This window comes from Pseudonocardia sp. Cha107L01 (assembly GCF_052566575.1).
This window is the reverse complement of sequence record NZ_CP199579.1, coordinates 5,966,275-5,984,642: the sequence shown is the minus strand read 5'-3', so window position 1 is coordinate 5,984,642 and position 18,368 is coordinate 5,966,275. Positions and strand designations below refer to the sequence as shown.

Genomic DNA, 18,368 nt, shown 5'->3' with positions numbered 1-18,368 from the left:
GGCCCGCGCGGGGCACTAGGACCGGACGCCGCCGCCCTGGACGTCGGCCTCGGACTTCACGGGTGCCTCGGCGGCCGGTTGCTCGGCGCTCACCGGGGTGGTCGACGGCGCGTTGGCGTCGGCGCTCGGCGGAGCACTCTCCAGCGCCGGCGGGGCTGCCGGCTGGGCCGGGGCCTCGGCGTCGGCCGGGGCCGGGTCGGCGGGCTTCGCGTCGTCGTGGATGCCGGAGATCTCCGACTTCAGGATCCGCGCGGAGCGGCCGAGACTGCGGGCCGCGTCCGGCAGCCGGCGGGCACCGAACAGCACGACCGCCACCACGATCACGATCAACCAGTGGGTGGGACTCAGCTCGCCCATGAGGTATCAGCTCTTCTCACTCGCGGCCAGCTGGATCCGGCCATTGACTACGGTAATTGGTCGGCTCGGCAGCCGACCAGGGGCTCACCCTCGGACCGTCCGGTGTGGGGTGAGCCCGCTGCCGGGGCAGGTGCCAGCGGCTCAGCGGCTCAGCGGCGGTGCGGGGCCGGGGCAACGGAGCAACGAGGTCCGGCGCGACTGGGTCCGGCATAGCGGGGTCCGCGGTGACGGGTTCGACCGCAACCTGGACGGCCCGGACAGCCCGCGGTACCAGCGGGAACAGCCCGACCCCGATGAGGAACGACAGCAGGTGCCCGAGGTCGGCGATCTCCTGGTCGAGCACCAGGACCACGCCGAGGCCGACTCCGGCCAGCAGGGCCACACCCAGTCGGTAGCGCAGCCGAGGAAGCCGGTGCACCAGCATGCCGAGCGCGGCGAGCAGTGCGTAGCTGACACCGACGTCGGAGGCGTGTGCCACGGCCGGGCTGAGCAGGCCCCGGCGGAGCAGGCAGGTGGTCACGACGAGGGTGAGCAGGGTGGCGCCGATGTGCCCGGTGAGCACGGTGAGCAGCCAGCGGCCGGTACCCAGCCACCGTTCCAACGCCGCCATCACGATCAGCAGCGTGGCCAGTGCGACATAGGTCACGACCGGGCTGGTGTCGAGCCAGAACGCCGACCCGATCAGCACCTGCAGCGGCACCCGGGCCATGTTGGCCAGGTTGGTGGACTCGCTGATCAGCAGTCGCTGCCCGAGGTGGTTGTCGACCGTGCTCAGCGTGAGCTGTGTGACCAGCAGCGTGAACAGGTAGATCAGGGTCGCCGGGGCCGCGCGCAGGTACGCCCCGAGCCGGGCCGAACCCCGGTCGAGCGCGGCGCGTTCGATGACCATGCCTCCATCATCTACGTCTCAGACTGTGAACAGCGGAAGATGACCCCGTCCGGAACCAAGAACGGGCTCAGGATCGGCCTGCAGCACCCCGGTGAGCAGGGTGGCGTAGATGTCGCGGAAGTCGGTTGTCGGCTTCAGGTCACCGTTGTCGAGATCGGTGAGGCTGGGCTGGGCACCGACGAATCCGCCCCGGACCCCCGCGCCGGCCACGAACACCGGGCCCGCCGTGCCGTGGTCGGTGCCCTGGTTCGCGTTCGCGACCACCCGGCGACCGAACTCGGAGTAGGCCACGAGCACGACACCCCGTCCCCGGTCGGACCCGGCCATCCGGTGCAGGAAGGCCGTCACCGCCTGGTCGACCTCGGTGAGCAGCCGCTGTTGGGTATCACGCTCGCCGGTGTGTGTGTCGAAACCGCCGAGACTGACCGAGTAGACCCTGGTGGGGGCGCCCATCTCGACGCAGCTGGCCACCACGCCCAGCTGGGCCGCGAGGCCGCCGCCGGTCCGGCCCGCCTTGCCCGGTGTGGCGACCGTGCCGTTCTTGCCGTTCTGGCCCTTCCTGCCGGCCCTGGTGTGGGTGGTGGCCGCTGCCGGGTTGACCGCCGCGAGCCCGGGCCCGAGCGCCGCGGCGGCGCGGTGCAGGTCGGTGATCGCTCTGGCCGCGGTCGCCTGCACCGAGGGCTCCCCGGCCGCCGGCGCACCGAGTGCGGCCAACGCGGTGCCCAGGTCACCCTGGGGGAGGGTGAGCCCGGTCAGGGGGAGCGCGGCGCCGGCGGTGGTGGCACCGGCGAGCATCGGCGGCAGCACCGGGTCCAGGGACACCGCGTGCAGTGGGTCGTGCCCGGTCGCGTCGAGCCAGCGGCCGAGCCAGCCGGTCGTCTGTGGGTGATCCGGGGACGCGGTCTGCCAGATGTCCATCGAGCGGAAGTGGCTGTGGTCGGGCCTCGGGTAGGACACCCCCCGCACGATCGCCAGCCGGTTGTCGTCCCACAGCCCCTTCAGGCCGGTCAGACCCGGGTTCAGCCCGAGGCCCTCACCCAGTGGCAGCACCTCCTGCTCGGTGTAGGCGAGCTCGGGACGGGCGCTCTGGTAGGCCGGGTCGCCCGCCGGCACCACGGTGTTGAGCCCGTCGTTGCCGCCGTAGAGGGTCACCATCACCAACACACCGGCACCGGGCGGCAGCGGATCGGTACGGGCGCGGGCGAGCAGTGCATCGACACCCCAGCCGGCGCCGGCAACGGCCACCGCCGCCCCGCCGGAGTAGGCCAGGAACCGGCGCCGGCTCACCGTGCCACTCATCGACAATCCCCGCTCTCGTTCATGCGCTCACCGTGTACTCGGGGCTGCTCAGCGCGACGCCGACCAGCGCGGCCGGCTGGTTGACCAGCGGGCGCAGCGCCGCGACCGTCCGGTCGGTGAACCCCGCGAGCCCGAGCAGCGCGGCGGTTGCGTCGATCCGCCCGCTCGGCGCCGTGGCGCTGACCGGGGTGATGTCCCCGGCGCCGGCCAGCACCTGCGCGCAGCGGAACCGGGTCAGCGCGGCGGCCGTGGTGAGCCAGGGCACGCCGGCCGGCCAGCCGCCCACGCTGGGCGGGGTGAACGGCACCTGCCCCAGGCCGGTGAGCGCCTGAGTCAGTGCCGGTTCGGGCAGCGCGGAGGCGGGTAGGCGCAGCGCTCGCAGGGCACCCACCAACCACAGCACCGGCTCGCGGACCAGGGCCGAGGCGGGGTCCCGGAACGCCGGCGAGCGCACCGCCTCGGCGAGGAGCGCGGTGATGTCGTGGTGCGCGCCGTACGCGCCGACCAGCCGGTCGAGGGTTGCCGGGTCCGGTGGGGTGTCGGAGACGAACCGGGCCCAGATCCGCCCGGCCAGGTACCGGGGCGCGGCGGGCTGGCGCAGCAGCAGGTCGACCAGGCCGGCGGCGTCGTAGCTGGCGGAGGTGCCCAGTACCGTCTCCGGGCCCGGGTCGTGCGCCGCCTCGGCGAAGGTCGCGGTGTCGCTGGTGTGGTTCACCCGCCAGCCGGTCAGCGCCCGCGCGGCCTGGCGGACGTCGTTCTCGGAGTAGTCCCCGACACCGAGGGTGAACAGCTCCATGAACTCGCGGGCCAGGTTCTCGTTGGGCCGCCCGACCCGGTTGCCGCCGCCGTCCAGCCAGACCAGCATCGCCGGGTCGACGATCATCGCCTGGGCCAGGGTCCGGAAGTCGCCCCGTCCCAGCCGGCGCAGGGTGTCGTTCTGCTGGTACATCAGCTGGGCGAACTTGACCTTCCGCACGCTCGTCGCGAAGTGCCCGTGCCAGAACCAGGTCATCCGCTCCGGAAAGGGGGCCTCCACCGCGGCCATCCGGTCCAGCCACCACACGCCGAGCTGGTGCGCCTGGCCGGCGAGCTCCTGGCGCTGGGCCCGCCGCGGCGCCTGGCCGGCACTCTTGCGCACCCTGGCCTCCGGGGCGAAGGTCGGCGCCGGGGTCGCCGCGGCGCCGGGATCAGGTTGGTTCCCGGTCCCGATGAGCGCCGCCAGCGTGTCCTCGAACCCGGCCGCGGCCAACTCACCGGGACGCGGCCCCAGCCCCACCCGCTGCACCAGGCGCCGCGCCGCGGCCTGCTCGGAAATGGCGCTGTGCGGGTTCACGGCGGTCAAGGTAGGCCGCCGGTGCGCAGCCGGGCCAGCAATGCGGGCGGATCTTCAGTGCCCCTTCAGCTGGCCGCGGCTTCGTCGACCCGTGAGTGGCGAGTGGTCCGGGTGGACCACTCGCCACTCACGACCTACGCACGGATCAGCCGGTGGCGGGTTCCTCGACGCGCTTCGGGGTGCGGACGAACCGCAGCGGGATCAGCGACAGCAGGCAGATGACGGTCAGCAGCAGGTAGTTCCCGGTGAAGCCGACATGGTCGATCATCCAGCCGGCGATCGGCGCGGCGATGACCCCGGACAGGCCGAGCGCCAGGGCCAGCGTCAGCCCCATTCCCGACGATGCCGCCTTCGGCGCGGTGTCGATGATCAACGCGTAGGCGACCGGGAAGGACGCGTTCCGGAACAGTCCCCACAGGATCAGGATGGTCCACGCGGTCAGCCCGTCGTGGATGAGAGGCATCGCGGCGACCGTGACCGCCCAGCCCACGCAGATGATGACCAGTGCCGGCTTGCGGCCGCGCCGGTCGGAGATGGTGCCCCAGGCGATCTGGCCGATCCAGCCGGTGATGCCGGAGGCGCCGGACACGACCGCGGCGGTGGCCAGCGAGAACCCGGCAACCTGGACCAGCTGGGTGGTGAGGAACGAGGTCACGGCCGTCTCCACCCACAGCAGGCCGAACACCATGCCCAGGCAGCACCAGATGTTGCGCTCGCGCAGTACCTGCCGGATCGCGCGCAGCGGGTTCTCCGGGCGGACCGCCTCCGCCAGCGCGACCGAAGGGGTCAGCTTCCGCCGCAGCGCCCACTGGTTGACCCGCTCCAGGTTGGCCCGGGTGCCCACCATCAGCTGGGCGATCATGATCGGCACCGCGATGAGCGGGATCCACAGGAACGCGGTGCGCCAGGTACCCGCCGCGAGGGCCGCGCCGATCACCACAGGGCCGAGGAACTGGCCGAAGGGGAAACCGGTGTGGTGCACGCCGGTGGCGAACCCCCGGTGCTCCTTCGGCCACCACTCGGCGATCATCGCGACGTTGACCGGCTCCATCCCACCGGTCCCGATGCCCATCACCACCCGCCACGCACGCAGCGCGCCCAGGGTGCTCGTCAGCGCGGTGGCGATCGCGGAGACGCAGGTGACCGCGACGGCGGCCACCCAGGTCCAGGCGCGCCGGTGACCGCGCCCGACGATGTCGCCGACCGCGCCGAACAGGATCGCCCCGACGAACGTGCCGATGAACGACAGCGAGATCAGCGCGCCGCCCTCGGTGTTGGTCAGGTGGAACTCGTCCAGGATCCCGGGGAGCACCGTGGGCAGGATGGACCGGTCGATCGCGGTGATCAGGATGGCGAGCGTCGAGATGAGCAGCATCCACCACGAGGCGGGATGCCCGTGTGGTCTGGTGACGTCGCGCCCGGCTGTCATCCGACACCTCCCGATGGCCAGTCCGCGAGCTCGTCCCACAGCTCGGCGGGTATCTCCTCCTCGGCGTAGCGCTGTGCGGCGGTCACCTCGGCCACGCCGCGCAGGCCCAGCACCACGCCGGTCACCGCGGCATGCCGCAGCGGGAAGCGCACCGCGGCGGCGGCCAGCGAGACGCCGAACTCGGCGCAGCGGGCGGCCATCGCCTGGGCCCTGGCCAGCACGGCGGGCGGGGCCGGCGCGTAGTCGTAGTGCGCGCCCGGTACCGGGTCGGCCAGGATGCCGCTGTTGAACACGCCGGCGACCAGCACGCCGACCTGGCGGCTCGCGCAGAGCGGCAGCAGCTCGTCGGCGGCGCTCCGGTCCAGCAGCGAGTAGCGCCCGGCGACCATCACCGCGTCCAGGTCGGTCTCCCGGACGAACCGGGCGAGCATCGCGGTCTGGTTCATGCCGACCCCGATCGCGCCGATCGCGCCCTCCGCGCGCAGCCGGGCCAGCGCCGGGAAGGTCTGCCGCAGCGCCGGCGCCCAGTAGTCGTCCGGGTCGTGGATGAGCACCACGTCGAACCGGTCGAGCCCGGTGCGTTCGAGGCTGTCGGCCAGCGACCGGTACACCCCCTGCTCGGTGTAGTCCCGGACCCGGACCAGGCCGGGGTCGCCGTAGAAGGCGTCGTCGCCCGGTGTGCTCGGCCCGGGTACCAGCAGCCGGCCGACCTTGGTGGACACGGTCACCTCGGCGCGCGGCCGGTCGGCGAGGAAGGCGCCGAGGCGCCGTTCGGCCAGCCCCGTGCCGTAGTGCGGGGCGGTGTCGAAGTAGCGGATGCCGGCGTCCCAGGCGGCGGCGCAGGTGGCCGCCGCGTCGGCATCGGTGAGCTCCGAGTACAGCCCGCCGAGCGGCGCGGTGCCGAAACCGATCCGGCTCACGGTGACCGGCGAGCGCCCCAACTGCCGCCGCTGGTCGACGAGCTTGTCGCCAGGGGCGCTCACGGCCGGTCCGCCGGGGCGTCGGCGAGGTCCGATGGCTCGGTCAGGCCGACCGGCACGTCCTCGTCGTCCAGGTGGGTGCGCAGCCAGCGTTCCGAGGTGTGTACGTGCACCAGGGCGGTGGCCATCGCGACGGTGGCGTCCCGGTCGGCGAGGGCGGTGTAGATCGCGGTGTGCTGGTCCAGGGTGAGGTGCACCGCGCCCCGGTCCACGGTGGCCCGCCAGGCCCGTGCGCGCAGGGTGCGGCTTGAGATGCCCTCCAGCAGCGCGGTGAGCGACTCGTTGCCGGTCGCCAGGCTCACCGCCCGGTGGAACGCGGCGTCGTGCACGATCAGCAGCTCGACGTCGTCGGCGGCCTCCCGCATGGCCTCCAGGTGCTGGAACACCACCGCGAGCTGCTCGTCGGTGATGCGGGCGGCGGCCAGCGCGGTGGCCGCGGGCTCCAGCAGGCGCCGGATCTCGAGGAACTCGAGCAGGGTGCTGGCGCCCATCATCTCCAGCGCGCTACCCAGCCCGGCGAGCAGCAGGCCCGGGGCCAGACTGGTCACGTAGGTGCCGTCGCCCCGCCGTACGTCCAGTACCCGGGCCACCGACAGGGCCTTGACCGCCTCGCGCACCGGGCTGCGGGACACCCCGAGCTCGGCGGCCAGCTCGTGCTCCGCCGGCAGCTTGGAGCCGGCGGGGAACCGGCCGGACTGCACCAGCTCACGGATTCGTGAGATGGCTTCGTCGGTCAGCGACATCCGTGCTGCTCCTCCCGGTGCCGGACCGGCAGGTCGGCGTCGAGCTGGCTCGGCGGGCCGGTCAAACATGTGATGTCTACCCCCCGATCTTGCATAGACATCAGTTGGATCCGCAATATTGACCGGCCCGCCGAGCCAGATTCGTGCCTTAGCCGGGCAGTATGCAATGTACTGGACAGATGTGCTTGGCGTCACGTAAAAAGACGTATGATGTATTAACCATTAACCGGTGCCGCGGCTGAGAGCGGCGTCGGCAGGGGCACACGGCGGAGGTTCGGCATGGCGGTCCGGTGCGGCGATGGTCCGGTATCCGGCGGCGGGACAGCCCGTGACTGATCTGATCACCGCGGTCGAGGCGGTGGACGTCCGGTTCCCGACCTCGCGCGAGCTCGACGGTTCGGACGCGATGAACCCGGAGCCGGACTACTCGGCCGCCTACGTGACGATCCGCACCACCTCGGGCGCGGCCGGCCATGCACTGGCCTTCACCATCGGGCGCGGCAACGACGTGCAGGTGGCGGCCATCCGGGCGTTCGCGCCGCTGATCCTGGGGCTGCCGGTCGACGACGTGTGCGCCGACCTCGGCGCGTTCTCCCGCCGGCTCAGCTGGGACAGCCAGCTGCGGTGGCTGGGGCCGGAGAAGGGCGTCATGCACATGGCGGCCGGCGCGCTGGTCAACGCCGCGTGGGACCTGCGGGCGCGGCGCGAGGGCAAGCCGGTGTGGCGCCTGCTCGCCGAGCTGTCCCCGGCGGAACTGGTCGACCTGGTCGACTTCCGCTACATCGACGACGCGCTGAGCCGCGACGAGGCACTGGACATCCTGCGCGCCGCCGAGCCCGGCCGCGCCGAGCGCCAGGCCGACCTGCTGGCCCGCGGTTACCCCGCCTACACCACCACACCCGGCTGGCTGGGCTACACCGACGAGAAGCTGGCCCGGCTGTCCCGCGAGGCGGTGGCCGACGGGTTCACCCAGATCAAGCTGAAGGTCGGCGCCGACCCCGAGCAGGACGTGCGGCGGGTCCGGCTGGCCAGGGAGGCGGTCGGCCCGGACATCCGGATCGCGATCGACGCCAACCAGACCTGGGGGGTGGTGCAGGCGATCGAGTGGCTGCGGCCGCTCGCCCCGTACGACCCGTACTGGATCGAGGAGCCGACCTCGCCGGACGACATCCTCGGGCACGCCACCATCCGCCGGGCGGTCGCGCCGATGAAGGTCGCCACCGGCGAGCACACGCACAACCGGATCATGTTCAAACAGCTGTTGCAGGCCGAGGCCATCGACGTGCTGCAGCTGGACGCGAGCCGGGTCGCCGGGGTCAACGAGAACCTCGCGATCCTGCTGCTGGCGGCCAAGTTCGGGGTGCCGGTGTGCCCGCATGCCGGTGGTGTCGGGCTGTGCGAGATGGTGCAACATCTGTCGATGTTCGACTACGTCGCGGTGAGCGGGACCCAGCGGGACCGGGTGATCGAGTACGTCGACCACCTGCACGAACACTTCGTGGACCCGGTGCGGATCCGGTCCGGCCGCTACCTGGCGCCCACCGAGCCGGGCCTCGGCGCGCAGCTGAAGCCACACTCGCTGGAGCGGTACCGCTTCCCGGACGGACCGGTGTGGCGCGACGAGGTCTCGAGCGGGGAGAACGATGACTGAGGGACTGGAGTTCGACGGGCTGCGCGCGGTGGTCACCGGGGGCGCGTCCGGCATCGGGTTGGCCACCGCGCAGCTGCTGAGCCGCCGCGGCGCCCGGGTGGCGACCCTGGACCTGGAGCCCGCCGTGCCCGAGCCGCTGCTCGGCTTCCGGGCCGATGTGTCCGACGACGAGTCGGTCCGTGCCGGGGTGGCGGCCGCCGCCGAGCAGCTCGGTGGCATCGACATCCTGGTCAACAACGCCGGCATCGGCGCGCAGGGCGGCGTCGAGGACAACGACGACGACGAGTGGCGCCGGGTCTTCGAGATCAACGTGCTGGGCCTGGTGCGGGTCAGCAGGGCCGCGCTGCCGTACCTGCGCCGCTCGGAGCACGCCGCGATCGTGAACACCTGCTCGATCGCGGCCACCGCCGGCCTGCCGCAGCGCGCGGTCTACTCGGCCTCCAAGGGCGCCGTGCTCTCGCTCACCAGGGCGATGGCCGCCGACCTGGTGGCCGACGGCGTCCGGGTGACCTGCGTGAACCCGGGTACCGCGCACACCCCGTGGATCGGCCGGCTGCTCGCGGCCACCGACGACCCGGACGCCGAGCTGGCCGCGCTGCAGGCCCGCCAGCCGATGGGTCGGCTGGTCTCGGCGGAGGAGGTGGCCTCGGCCATCGGCTACCTGGCCAGCCCCGCCTCCGGCGCCACCACCGGCACCGACCTCGCCGTGGACGGCGGCATGCAGGGCCTGCGCGTCCGCCGCTAACGGACCACGCCGTCCCCCGCGCGCCCGGACCCCGTCCCGCGCCCGCACAGACCTGGTGCGGCCGGCACAGAGCCTGCACGGTCTGTGCCGAGGGTGCCCGGTCTGTGCGGTCGCGGAGGCGGGCGGGCCTACGACCTGGCCGGTGACTCCAGCGGGGCGTGCCAGGGCGGGAGCGCGGTGCCGGCGGGCCCGGTCAGCGGAGCGTCGTCGCGGGTCCAGCGCAGCACCAGCGCCAGCACCGCGAGGATCACCGGGACCTCGCCGAGGATCCAGGCCAGGATCGCGCCGAGGCGCTGGTCGGCGAGCAGGTCGGGGACGAACGGCAGCCGCAGCCCCCCGTAGAAACCCGCCGCGACCGGGACCGACTGACCGAGCAGCCAGGCGGCAAAGGCGGCGTGCAGGGCCATCACCGCGAACACCATCACGAGCTGCCCGATCGGGGGCAGCGCGCGGCGGCCCAGGCTCTTGCCCAGGATCGACCAGAACAGCCCGAGCCCGGTCCCGAAGAACGCCACGTTCATGCTCAGGTGTGCCCAGTGTTGCGCCGCGATCGAGGCGTACAGGCCGGTCGGGTAGAGGCCGAACAGGGTGCCGGCCACCGCCGCCCAGGCGATCACCGGGTTGGCGGCCAGCCCGACGGCGGGGGAGCCGAGCAGACTGCTCAGCCGGCGCCCGGTCCTCGGCGTGGCGGCCCGGCGCGCGAGGGTGGCGCCGTGACCGAGGACCAGCAGCGCGGGCGCGAGGGTGGCCAGCAGCATGTGCTGCACCATGTGCACGCTGAACATGGCCGGCGCGTAGCTGCCCAGCCCGGACGAGGTGGCCGCCAGCAGCACCGTGCACCCCGCGTACCAGGACACCGAGTACCGGCGCGGCCAGAGCTCGCCGGACCGGCGCAGCCGCCGAACCCCGCACAGGTACAGCGCGGCGGCCAGCAGCGCCAGCGGGCCGAACACCAGGTCCAGCCGGCAGCGCAGCAGCAGATCCACCGGGTGGAAGTCGGCCGGCAGGTCATAGCCGATGAGGTAGATGGAGCGGCTCGTCTCGTAGCCGAGCTCGGCGGGCGGGACCAGCCGGGACAGCCCGCTGCCCACCGCGGCGGCGGCGCCGAGCAGTACCAGTTCGAGGGTCAGCAGTGACAGTGCCCGTGACCGTGCCAATGACGGCGTCGCGCCGGCCGGTCGGGCCGAGGCCACCGCGAGCGCCCGGATCCGGTTGCCCAGCACCGCCAACCCCGCCAACAGCACGGCGCTGAGCACCACGAGCAGCCCGAAACCGCTGCTGAACAGGTCCGCCGCCGGCAGCGCGTACGCCGAGGAGATCACGCCGGAGGCGCCGACCACGATCAGTGACCAGGTCGCGAGGGCTGCGTGGCGGCGCAGCACGACGGCAGCCCGGTCGCCGCGCCCGGCCAGATGACAGCCCACCGCGATCGCGCTGCCCAGCCACAGCACGGCCCCGAGTACGTGCAGCGCGAGTGCGTCCCCGGCGATGTCGTGCGAGCGCTGCGCGTTGGTGGCGGCGGTGAGGGTGACCGGCAGCAGTCCGCACAGCGCGAGCACCAGCAGCCCGACGGCGCCGCGCCAGCTCAACACCCAGCCGGCCAGCCCCGCCACCAGCAGTGACACCAGTGCGCCGAGCAGCCAGCCGGTGGCCGGTTCGATCTGCTGGAGGCCGATCAGCAGCGCGGGGACGCTGTCCATCAGCTGAGTTGCCCGCAGGCCGGTGTTCTCCACGACGGTGAGCACCGCGACGACGGCCGAGGCCACCGCCTGGGTCAACGCGCACCAGCGGGTGGCCCGCAGCCCGGCGTAGCCGGCGGGGGAGACCAGGTCACCCGGTTCACCGGGGACCAGCACCGCCGCCAGCAGCAACTGCCCGATACCGGCGGCCGCCGCGCCGATCGCGACGACCCGGGCCGCCGGCAACCCGGCCGCCACCAGAACCCCGGCCGGCGGCAGCCCGTAGAGCACCGAGAGGCTGGGCGCGAACGCGGCGAGCAGGCCGCCGGTGAGCGCTGCGGCCGCGAGGACGCCCAGCGCCGTCGCCGGCCAGCGGCCGCCCGGACCCCAGCCGCCCGCACCCCGGCCGCGCGCACCCCGGCCGCTGTGGTGTGCCGGCCGCGTCGGTTCCAGCCCGGTCACCGGCGGCCGGCGGGCTGGAAGCGACGCAGCCGCAGGCTGTGCGAGACGACGAAGACCGAGGACAGCGACATGGCGGCGCCCGCGATCAGTGGGCTGAGCAGCCCGGTCATCGCCAGCGGTAGCGCGGCGATGTTGTAGCCGAACGCCCAGACCAGGTTGCCCCTGATGGTGCGGTGGGTGCGGCGGGCCAGCTCGATCGCATCCGGAATGACCAGCAAATCCTCCCTGGCGAGAACCACGTCGGCGGCCGCGATCGCGGCGTCGGTACCGCGCCCGATCGCCATGCCCAGGTCGGCGGCGGCGAGAGCGGCGGCGTCGTTCACCCCGTCACCGACCACCGCGACCCGGTGCCCCGCGCGCTGCAGCCGGCGGACGACCGCCACCTTCTGCTCCGGCACCGTCTCGGCGACCACGTCGTCGATGCCCACCTCGGCGGCCACCGCGTGCGCGGTGCGGGCGTTGTCGCCGGTGACCAGCAGCGGGTGCAGCCCCAGCCGGCGCAGCGCCGCGACCGCCGCCGCGCTGCTGGGCCGCACCGTGTCCGCGACCGCGAGCAGCCCCTGGACCCGGTCCGCCCAACCCACCAGCACCACGGTGCGCCCGGTCGCCTCCAGCTCGAGGCGCCCGGCGTCCAGCTCGGCGGGCAGCACCAGGCCGCGCTCGGCGAGCAGCTGGGCCCGGCCGAGTACCACCTGCTCACCGTCCACCAGGCCGAGGGCGCCCAGGCCGGGCAGCGCCGCGAACCCGGTCACCGCCGGCAGCGCCCCGACCTCCGCGGTCGCGGCGGCGGACACCGCCGAGGCGATCGGGTGCTCGGAGGCGGCCTCCACCGCGCCGGCCAAACGCAGCAGCCGCAGGTGCGACACCCCGGGCCCGGTCCGGACCTCGACCAGGCTCATCCGGCCCTCGGTGAGGGTGCCGGTCTTGTCCAGCACCACGGTGTCCACGCCCCGGGTGGACTCCAGCGCGGCGGGTCCCTTGATGAAGATGCCCAGCTGCGCGCCCCGGCCGGTGCCCACCAGCAGCGCGGTGGGGGTGGCCAGCCCGAGCGCGCACGGGCAGGCCACCACCAGCACCGCGACCGCCGCCGTGACGGCCAGCCCGGCCGGGCGTCCGGCGACCAGCCACCCGACGCAGGTCCCGACGGCGAGCAGCAGCACGGCCGGCACGAACACCGAGGCGATCCGGTCGGCGAGACGCTGCGCGGCGGCCTTGCCCTGCTGGGCGCGGCGGACCAGCTGTGCCATCCGGGCCAGCTGGGCGTCGGCGCCGACCCGGGTGGCCCGCAGCCGCAGCCGGCCACCGACGTTCACCGCGCCGCCGACCACCGCGTCGCCGGCGAGTACCTCGCGGGGCACCGGCTCTCCGGTCAGCAGGCTGACATCCAGCGCGGAGGTGCCCTCCAGCACGACGGCGTCGGTGGCGACCTTCTCCCCGGGGCGGACCAGGAACTCGTCGTCCACCACCAGCTCGGCGACCGGGATCCGGGTGGCGGCGCCGTCCCGGAGCACCTCGACATCCTTGGCGCCGAGCTCGAGGAGCGCCCGCATCGCCGCACCCGCCGATCGCTTGGCGCGCGCCTCGAAGTACCGCCCGGCCAGCACGAACGTGGTGACCCCGGCGGCCACGTCCAGGTACAGCGCGTGCTGCCCGCCGGCGACCACCGCCAGCCCCCGACCGAGCCCCGGCGCGGCGGAGCCGCCGCTGGTCGCCATCACCCACAGGGACCAGCCGAACGAGGCCAGCACACCGCCGGAGACCAGCGTGTCCATCGACGACTGCCGGTGTCGGATGCCGGCCAGCGCGACCCGGTGGAACGGCAGCGCACACCACCCGACCACCGGCAGCGCGAGTACCAAACAGACCCACTGCCAGCCGGGGAAACGCAGCTCGGGGAACAGCGACAGCGCCAGCGACAGATCACAGAGCGGCACCGCGAGCACCGCGGCCACCGCCAGCCGCCGGCGCAGGTCGACGACCCGGCGCTGGTGCTCGGCCTCGTCATCGATGCCGCTGACACCGCCGACGTCGTCCACCCGCCTGGCCACGTAGCCGGCGCGGCGCACCTGGTCGATCAGGTCGCCAGGGTCGGTGTCGGGGCCGCACCGCACCTGGGCCCGCTCGGTCGCGTAGTTGACCTCGGCGGACACCCCGGGCAGCTTGTTCAGGGTGCGCTGCACCCGGGCCGCGCAGGCCGCGCAGGTCATGCCGCCGACGGAGATCTCGTAGCGCCGCCCGGTGTCGGGTTCGGTCACGTCGGGTTCGGCGGTGCCGGGCTTCGTGGTGTCGGGCTTCGTGGTGTCGGGCCTGGTGGTGTCGGGCCCAGCGGTTCCGGGCTCGGTGGCGCCGGTCGGCGTTCTCGCGGCCGTCACCGCCGGCCGGCCGATCCCGGCCCGGGCCGCCGGGAGGGCGTCCGCCCGTGCAGCGCGGCCAGCGCCGCGTTGTAGGCGTCGAGCGCTCGCTGGTCCTCGTCGATGTCCATGTCCCCGTCGCTGTCGATCTCGCTGTCGGTCTCGCTGTCGGTCCGGTTGCCGGTCTGGTCGGGACGGCCCGGCGCTCCGGCCTTCGCACCGAACTCGGAGCCGAGCAGCGACCGCCGCCGGACCCCCTCCAACCAGCTGCCGAGGCCCTGCTGGTCGGATCCGGCCCGACCCCACTGCACCGCGACCAGCACCATCAGAATCATCATCAGCAGGTCTCCGCCGAACCACATGATCGCGCCGGCGGCCTCCTGGTCGGCCAGTGCGCCGGGACCCCAGCCCGGGTGCACGGCCGCGTAGGCCGGGGCGAGTGGGCGGCTGGTCAGCATCAGCGCGACGCCGGTCAGGGTGTCCGCGCCCATGCCCATCGCGAGCACCAGGAAGCGGAACAGGTACGGCATCGACCAGGACCCGAGCTCACCGCCGAGCAGCGGGAAGAAGAACAGCCAGCCGCACAGCAGATACGCCGCGAGCTCCGCGCCACGCAGCCAGCCGTCGGTCGCGGATAGCTGCTGGAAGCCGGTCAGGTGGGTCAGCACGACCAGCGCGGTGTACAGCGCGAGCCCGGTCAGCGGCGCGGTGGCCCAGCGCACCGTGCGCATCGTGAGCAGCCGGTCCAGCCGGGCGCCCACCGCCGGGCTCGCCGTCTGGAGCAACCGCACCGGTTGTGCCCAGACCAGCAGGATCGGCGCGATCATGATCAGGAGTAGGTGTTGCACCATGTGCACCCAGAACAGCACGTCGCTGTAGCGGGCCACCGCGCTGTTCATCGCCACCACCAGCGCGAACATGGCCAGCACCCAACTCACCGTGCGGCCGGCCGGCCAGCCGCCCCGAGCCCGGGCCCGGCGTGCCAGCCAGCCGTAGCAAACCGTGCCGAGCAGTACCGCCAGGTCGGACAGCGGTGCCGGCGACCAGCTGGTGAGCGCCGCGGTCAGGCCCGGCGCGGAGGGAAACACGATGACGAATCTGCTCCGATTGTTGATCTCCGCCCGGTGCGGACCGCCTCGTGCGCGGGCCCGGACCGAACGGCTGTCTGACCTAACAGTCGGTGCGAGCCCGCCGGTGGTTCCCCTCGGCCACCGATCGTGATCGGGCGCTCAGTTGGCCCCCGTACCGGGAGGTGCACGGCACACATCTCCGTACCGCCGCCCATAGGGCCCAACCTGTGTGCGGCGGTACCGGGATGTGTGCCGTGAGACACCGCCGCGCCCTCGGTGCGCGCCGGCGGGGCGCTCAGTCGCCCAGCTCGGCGCGCAGCAGGTGCGCGGCGCCGACCATGGCCCGCATCTTGCCCGCGGCGGCGGCCATCGGCAGGTACTTCATCCCGCAGTCCGGCGCGATCACCAGCTGCTCCGGCGGCAGGTGGTCGAACGCCCGCCGGACCCTGCCGGCCACCACCTCGACCGACTCGACCTCGTCGGTGGACAGGTCGATCACCCCGAGGATGACGGTCTTCTCCGACAGGTCGGCGAGCACCCCGAGATCGAGCCCGGACTGGGCGGTCTCGATGGAGATCTGGTCGGCCGGGCACCCGGCGAGCTCGGGCAGGAACGAGTAGCCGTCCGGCCTCCCGGGCACCAGCGCCGCGTAGCCGAAGCACAGGTGCACCGCCGTGGTGCCGGTGACGCCGTCCAGTGCGGCGTTGAGTGCGGCCAACCCGTACTGCCGCGCTTCGTCCGGCCAGCCCTGCAGGCCCGGTTCGTCGAGCTGGACGATGTCCGCGCCGGCCGAGAACAGGTCTTTGACCTCGGCGTTCACCACGGCGGCGTAGCCCATGGCGGCGGCCGCCGGGTCCGGGTAGTGATCGTTCTGGGCCTGCTTCGTCATGGTGAACGGCCCGGGCACGGTGATCTTGACGGGACGGTCGGAGTGGGCCTTGAGGTATCGGAGGTCGGCGAGCTGGATCGGGTGCGGGCGGCGGATCGGGCCGGTGATCCGGGGCACCGGGTTCGGCGTACCACTGCGGCTGAGCGCCATCCCCGGGTTGTCGAGGTCCACGCCCTCGAGCGCGGTGGCGAAGTGGTTGGAGTAGCTCTCCCGGCGGATCTCCCCATCGGTCAGGATGTCCAACCCGGCGTCGCGCTGGGCGCCGATCGCGAGCAGCGTGGCGTCGTCCTGCGCCTCGGCGAGCAGCTCGGGGGCGACCCGCCACAGCTCCTTCGCCCGGATCCTCGGCGGGAAGGTGTCGCGCAGCCTGTCCCGGTCGATCAGCCAGTCGGGTTGGGCGTAGCTGCCGACCAGCGAGGTAGGCAGCAGCGGCAGCACGCTCATGGGGCACCTCCGGCGGGTCGGGCAACCTGGTACCGAGTCTGCCGCGCCGGGCCACCGGCGGCCCGGCGACCGGGCGTGGCAGACCGGCCCACCGGGGCGGAACCAACTGCTAGTATCTAATCGTAATTAAATTTTAGCCAGGGAGGCCCCGCCATGAACGTTCCGGAATCGCAGGTCAGCACCGTGGACCGGGATTTCGCGGTGGCCTGGTACCAGAGCTGGATCGACGCCTGGAACAGCCACGAGCCGGACCGGGTGAAGGCGATCGTGACCGACGACTTCGTGCTGGACAGCCCCACCACCCGGCACACCGGATGGGAGGTGCGGGGCCAACAGGCGGCCAGCGACTACGTCCGGTACGTGATCACCGCCTACCCGGACCTGATCTGGGAGGTCACCGCCCCACCGATGTTCCGCGACGACATCCCGAGGGCCGCGTTCAGCTGGCGGGGCACCGGGCACTTCAGCGGCCGGCTGGACCCGCCCGGCATCCCGGGCACCGGCCGGCCCTTCGACTTCTCCGGCCTCGAGGTCTTCGACTTCCGCGGCGACCGGGCCTGCTACCTGAACGCCTCCTACGACCTGCTCGGGTTGATGCGCCAGATCGGCGTCTACCGCGGCGCCACCGCTTCGGTCCCGCGCTGACCAGGTGAGCCGGCGCCCGGCCACCGCTCGCGGCGCAGGTCGGGAACCGTCCGGTGGGCTCCGGCCGCACGCAGCTCGGCGGGGGAGGACGTGGTGGTGATGCCGACGATCTCGCCGACGCCGGCGGCCACCAACGCACGGATCCCGGACACCGAGTCCTCCACCCCGGCGCAGTCGCCCGGCGCGCGCCCGAGCAGCTCGCAGGCCCGCAGATAACCCTCCGGTGACGGCTTGCCGAGGTCGATGTCGTCGGCGGTGACCAGCACGGACACCTGGTCACCGGCGTCGAGTACGTCGCCCAGCACCTGGCGCGCCCAGTCCCTGCCGGCGCTGGTCACCACGGCCACCGGGCGAGCTTCGCGGTGCAGCGCGCGCAGCAGCTCACGCGCGCCGGGCACCACCTGGACGGCGGCCAGCATCTCGCCGGTGTGCTCGTCCAGGATGCGCAGTGCCGCCGCGGTGTCGGTACCGGTCCACGGCCCGTCGACCTGGGCGAGCACGTCGCGGGCGCGGCGGCCCTTGTAGCTCCGCTCGTACTCCGCCTCGCTCACCGCGACGCCCCAGTGCTCGAAGAACCGCCACCAGGTCTGCCGGTGCACCTGCTCACTCAGCACCAGGGTGCCGTCCATGTCCAGCAGCACGGCCCCGCCGGCGGACCTCGCTCCGGTCACTCGCCGGGACCGTCCGGCCAGCTGAACAGCAGGTCGCCGGGCTGGACCTGGGCGCCGTAGGCGAGGTCGGGCACGCTGTCCGGCTCGGAGTCCAGCACCACGACCGGGCAGCTCGCGGACAGGCCGCGGCCGCGCGCCACGGCGGGGTCGAAGGTGACGATCCGGGTGCCGGCGCGGACCTGGTCACCTTCGGCAGCGTGCAGGGTGAACCCCTCGCCCTCGAGCTTGACGGTGTCGATGCCCAGGTGCACCAGGATCCCGGTGCCGCCCGGCGCGACCACGATGAACGCGTGCGGGTGCACCTTGACCAGCTGACCGTCGATCGGCGACACCACGTCGAGCGGTCCGGCGTCGGCCGGTGGTTCGACGGCCGCCCCGGAGCCGACCAGCTGCCCGGCGAACACCGGGTCCGGTACGTCGGTGATCGCGGTCAGGGTGCCCGCGAGCGGGGCGTCCACCTCGGTCACAGCAGGTCCTGGATGTCGTCGGCAAGGCTGTCCGCCTCGGGGCCCACCACGACCTGGACGATCTGGCCCATCCGCATCACGCCGTGTGCCCCGGTCCGCTTGAGCGCGGCGTCGTCGACCAGCGACGGGTCCTTCACCTCGGTGCGCAGCCGGGTGATGCACCCCTCCACCTCGATGATGTTCGCCGCGCCGCCGAGGCCGGCCAGGATGTCGTCCGCTTTGGACATGTTCTGCTCCCTAGGCGGCGATCATCGCCGCGGGTTT

General features: G+C 73.3%; 17 protein-coding genes. 3 read left to right on the top strand and 14 right to left on the bottom strand.

The features are described from left to right. Window positions 1–15: 15 nt before the first annotated feature. The 7 genes from tatA to ACTXG6_RS27985 all read right to left on the bottom strand — a co-directional run bounded on the left by tatA (window position 16) and on the right by ACTXG6_RS27985 (window position 7,030). Window positions 16–357 (bottom strand): Sec-independent protein translocase subunit TatA, encoded by a 342-nt coding sequence (gene tatA, locus ACTXG6_RS28015; RefSeq protein ID WP_445182380.1) that lies wholly within the window; start codon window positions 355–357, stop codon window positions 16–18. A 16-nt stretch (window positions 358–373) separates the two neighbouring features. Continuing rightward, entirely contained in the window at window positions 374–1,246 is an 873-nt protein-coding gene (locus ACTXG6_RS28010; RefSeq protein ID WP_445182379.1) for a rhomboid-like protein, read from the bottom strand. An 18-nt stretch (window positions 1,247–1,264) separates the two neighbouring features. Further along, window positions 1,265–2,545 (bottom strand): DUF1501 domain-containing protein, encoded by a 1,281-nt coding sequence (locus tag ACTXG6_RS28005; protein ID WP_445182378.1) that lies wholly within the window; start codon window positions 2,543–2,545, stop codon window positions 1,265–1,267. 19 nt (window positions 2,546–2,564) lie between these two features. Then, complete coding sequence (locus tag ACTXG6_RS28000) at window positions 2,565–3,878, bottom strand: DUF1800 domain-containing protein (RefSeq protein ID WP_445182377.1); 1,314 nt, start codon at window positions 3,876–3,878, stop codon at window positions 2,565–2,567. Between the two features lie 145 nt (window positions 3,879–4,023). After that, the gene (locus ACTXG6_RS27995) at window positions 4,024–5,307 is read right to left on the bottom strand and encodes an MFS transporter (protein WP_445182376.1); all 1,284 of its coding nucleotides are present in this window, start codon (window positions 5,305–5,307) and stop codon (window positions 4,024–4,026) included. Continuing rightward, window positions 5,304–6,290, bottom strand: a complete 987-nt coding sequence (locus tag ACTXG6_RS27990) for an aldo/keto reductase (protein ID WP_445182375.1) — start codon at window positions 6,288–6,290, stop codon at window positions 5,304–5,306. Before ACTXG6_RS27990 ends, ACTXG6_RS27995 begins: the two co-directional genes overlap by 4 nt. Continuing rightward, window positions 6,287–7,030, bottom strand: a complete 744-nt coding sequence (locus ACTXG6_RS27985; RefSeq protein WP_445182374.1) for a FadR/GntR family transcriptional regulator — start codon at window positions 7,028–7,030, stop codon at window positions 6,287–6,289. The genes ACTXG6_RS27990 and ACTXG6_RS27985 overlap by 4 nt, the downstream gene beginning before the upstream one ends. A 298-nt stretch (window positions 7,031–7,328) precedes the next feature. Here ACTXG6_RS27985 and ACTXG6_RS27980 point away from each other — a divergent pair, with 298 nt between their 5' ends. Continuing rightward, on the top strand, window positions 7,329–8,681 hold the full coding sequence (locus ACTXG6_RS27980) for an L-fuconate dehydratase (RefSeq protein WP_445182373.1): 1,353 nt from the start codon (window positions 7,329–7,331) through the stop codon (window positions 8,679–8,681). Continuing rightward, a complete protein-coding gene (locus ACTXG6_RS27975; RefSeq protein ID WP_445182372.1) occupies window positions 8,674–9,426 on the top strand; it encodes an SDR family NAD(P)-dependent oxidoreductase in 753 nt (250 codons plus the stop codon). Before ACTXG6_RS27980 ends, ACTXG6_RS27975 begins: the two co-directional genes overlap by 8 nt. A 128-nt stretch (window positions 9,427–9,554) precedes the next feature. Here ACTXG6_RS27975 and ACTXG6_RS27970 read toward each other — a convergent pair whose 3' ends face one another. The 4 genes from ACTXG6_RS27970 to ACTXG6_RS27955 form a co-directional block, all read right to left on the bottom strand. Beyond that, a complete protein-coding gene (locus tag ACTXG6_RS27970; protein WP_445182371.1) occupies window positions 9,555–11,567 on the bottom strand; it encodes a cytochrome c oxidase assembly protein in 2,013 nt (670 codons plus the stop codon). Further along, on the bottom strand, window positions 11,564–13,822 hold the full coding sequence (locus ACTXG6_RS27965) for a heavy metal translocating P-type ATPase (protein WP_445182370.1): 2,259 nt from the start codon (window positions 13,820–13,822) through the stop codon (window positions 11,564–11,566). Before ACTXG6_RS27965 ends, ACTXG6_RS27970 begins: the two co-directional genes overlap by 4 nt. Window positions 13,823–13,935: 113 nt before the next feature. Beyond that, window positions 13,936–15,006, bottom strand: coding sequence for a cytochrome c oxidase assembly protein (locus tag ACTXG6_RS27960; RefSeq protein WP_445182369.1), 1,071 nt, complete (start codon window positions 15,004–15,006; stop codon window positions 13,936–13,938). A 277-nt stretch (window positions 15,007–15,283) separates the two neighbouring features. Beyond that, on the bottom strand, window positions 15,284–16,321 hold the full coding sequence (locus ACTXG6_RS27955; RefSeq protein WP_445182368.1) for a 5-methyltetrahydropteroyltriglutamate--homocysteine methyltransferase: 1,038 nt from the start codon (window positions 16,319–16,321) through the stop codon (window positions 15,284–15,286). Between the two features lie 153 nt (window positions 16,322–16,474). Between ACTXG6_RS27955 and ACTXG6_RS27950 the strand changes: the two genes are divergently transcribed. Beyond that, the gene (locus tag ACTXG6_RS27950) at window positions 16,475–16,966 is read left to right on the top strand and encodes an ester cyclase (protein ID WP_445182367.1); all 492 of its coding nucleotides are present in this window, start codon (window positions 16,475–16,477) and stop codon (window positions 16,964–16,966) included. Here ACTXG6_RS27950 and ACTXG6_RS27945 read toward each other — a convergent pair. The 3 genes from ACTXG6_RS27945 to ACTXG6_RS27935 are packed head-to-tail and all read right to left on the bottom strand — an operon-like array spanning window position 16,933 to window position 18,331. Beyond that, window positions 16,933–17,637 (bottom strand): HAD family hydrolase, encoded by a 705-nt coding sequence (locus tag ACTXG6_RS27945; RefSeq protein WP_445182366.1) that lies wholly within the window; start codon window positions 17,635–17,637, stop codon window positions 16,933–16,935. The two genes, ACTXG6_RS27950 and ACTXG6_RS27945, sit on opposite strands and share 34 nt — an antisense overlap. Then, window positions 17,634–18,104 carry a PTS sugar transporter subunit IIA gene (locus ACTXG6_RS27940; RefSeq protein WP_445182365.1) on the bottom strand — a complete coding sequence of 157 codons (471 nt, stop codon included), beginning with the start codon at window positions 18,102–18,104 and terminating at the stop codon, window positions 17,634–17,636. Before ACTXG6_RS27940 ends, ACTXG6_RS27945 begins: the two co-directional genes overlap by 4 nt. Beyond that, entirely contained in the window at window positions 18,101–18,331 is a 231-nt protein-coding gene (locus tag ACTXG6_RS27935) for a glucose PTS transporter subunit EIIB (RefSeq protein ID WP_445182364.1), read from the bottom strand. Before ACTXG6_RS27935 ends, ACTXG6_RS27940 begins: the two co-directional genes overlap by 4 nt. Window positions 18,332–18,368: the final 37 nt, after the last annotated feature.

Coding starts and splice junctions, on each gene's coding strand:
- tatA (WP_445182380.1), bottom strand. CDS start 357: ATGGGCGAGCTGAGTCCCACCCACTGGTTGATCGTGATCGTGGTGGCG.
- ACTXG6_RS28010 (WP_445182379.1), bottom strand. CDS start 1,246: ATGGTCATCGAACGCGCCGCGCTCGACCGGGGTTCGGCCCGGCTCGGG.
- ACTXG6_RS28005 (WP_445182378.1), bottom strand. CDS start 2,545: ATGAGTGGCACGGTGAGCCGGCGCCGGTTCCTGGCCTACTCCGGCGGG.
- ACTXG6_RS27995 (WP_445182376.1), bottom strand. CDS start 5,307: ATGACAGCCGGGCGCGACGTCACCAGACCACACGGGCATCCCGCCTCG.
- ACTXG6_RS27985 (WP_445182374.1), bottom strand. CDS start 7,030: ATGTCGCTGACCGACGAAGCCATCTCACGAATCCGTGAGCTGGTGCAG.
- ACTXG6_RS27980 (WP_445182373.1), top strand. CDS start 7,329: ATGGTCCGGTATCCGGCGGCGGGACAGCCCGTGACTGATCTGATCACC.
- ACTXG6_RS27975 (WP_445182372.1), top strand. CDS start 8,674: ATGACTGAGGGACTGGAGTTCGACGGGCTGCGCGCGGTGGTCACCGGG.
- ACTXG6_RS27955 (WP_445182368.1), bottom strand. CDS start 16,321: ATGAGCGTGCTGCCGCTGCTGCCTACCTCGCTGGTCGGCAGCTACGCC.
- ACTXG6_RS27950 (WP_445182367.1), top strand. CDS start 16,475: ATGAACGTTCCGGAATCGCAGGTCAGCACCGTGGACCGGGATTTCGCG.
- ACTXG6_RS27935 (WP_445182364.1), bottom strand. CDS start 18,331: ATGTCCAAAGCGGACGACATCCTGGCCGGCCTCGGCGGCGCGGCGAAC.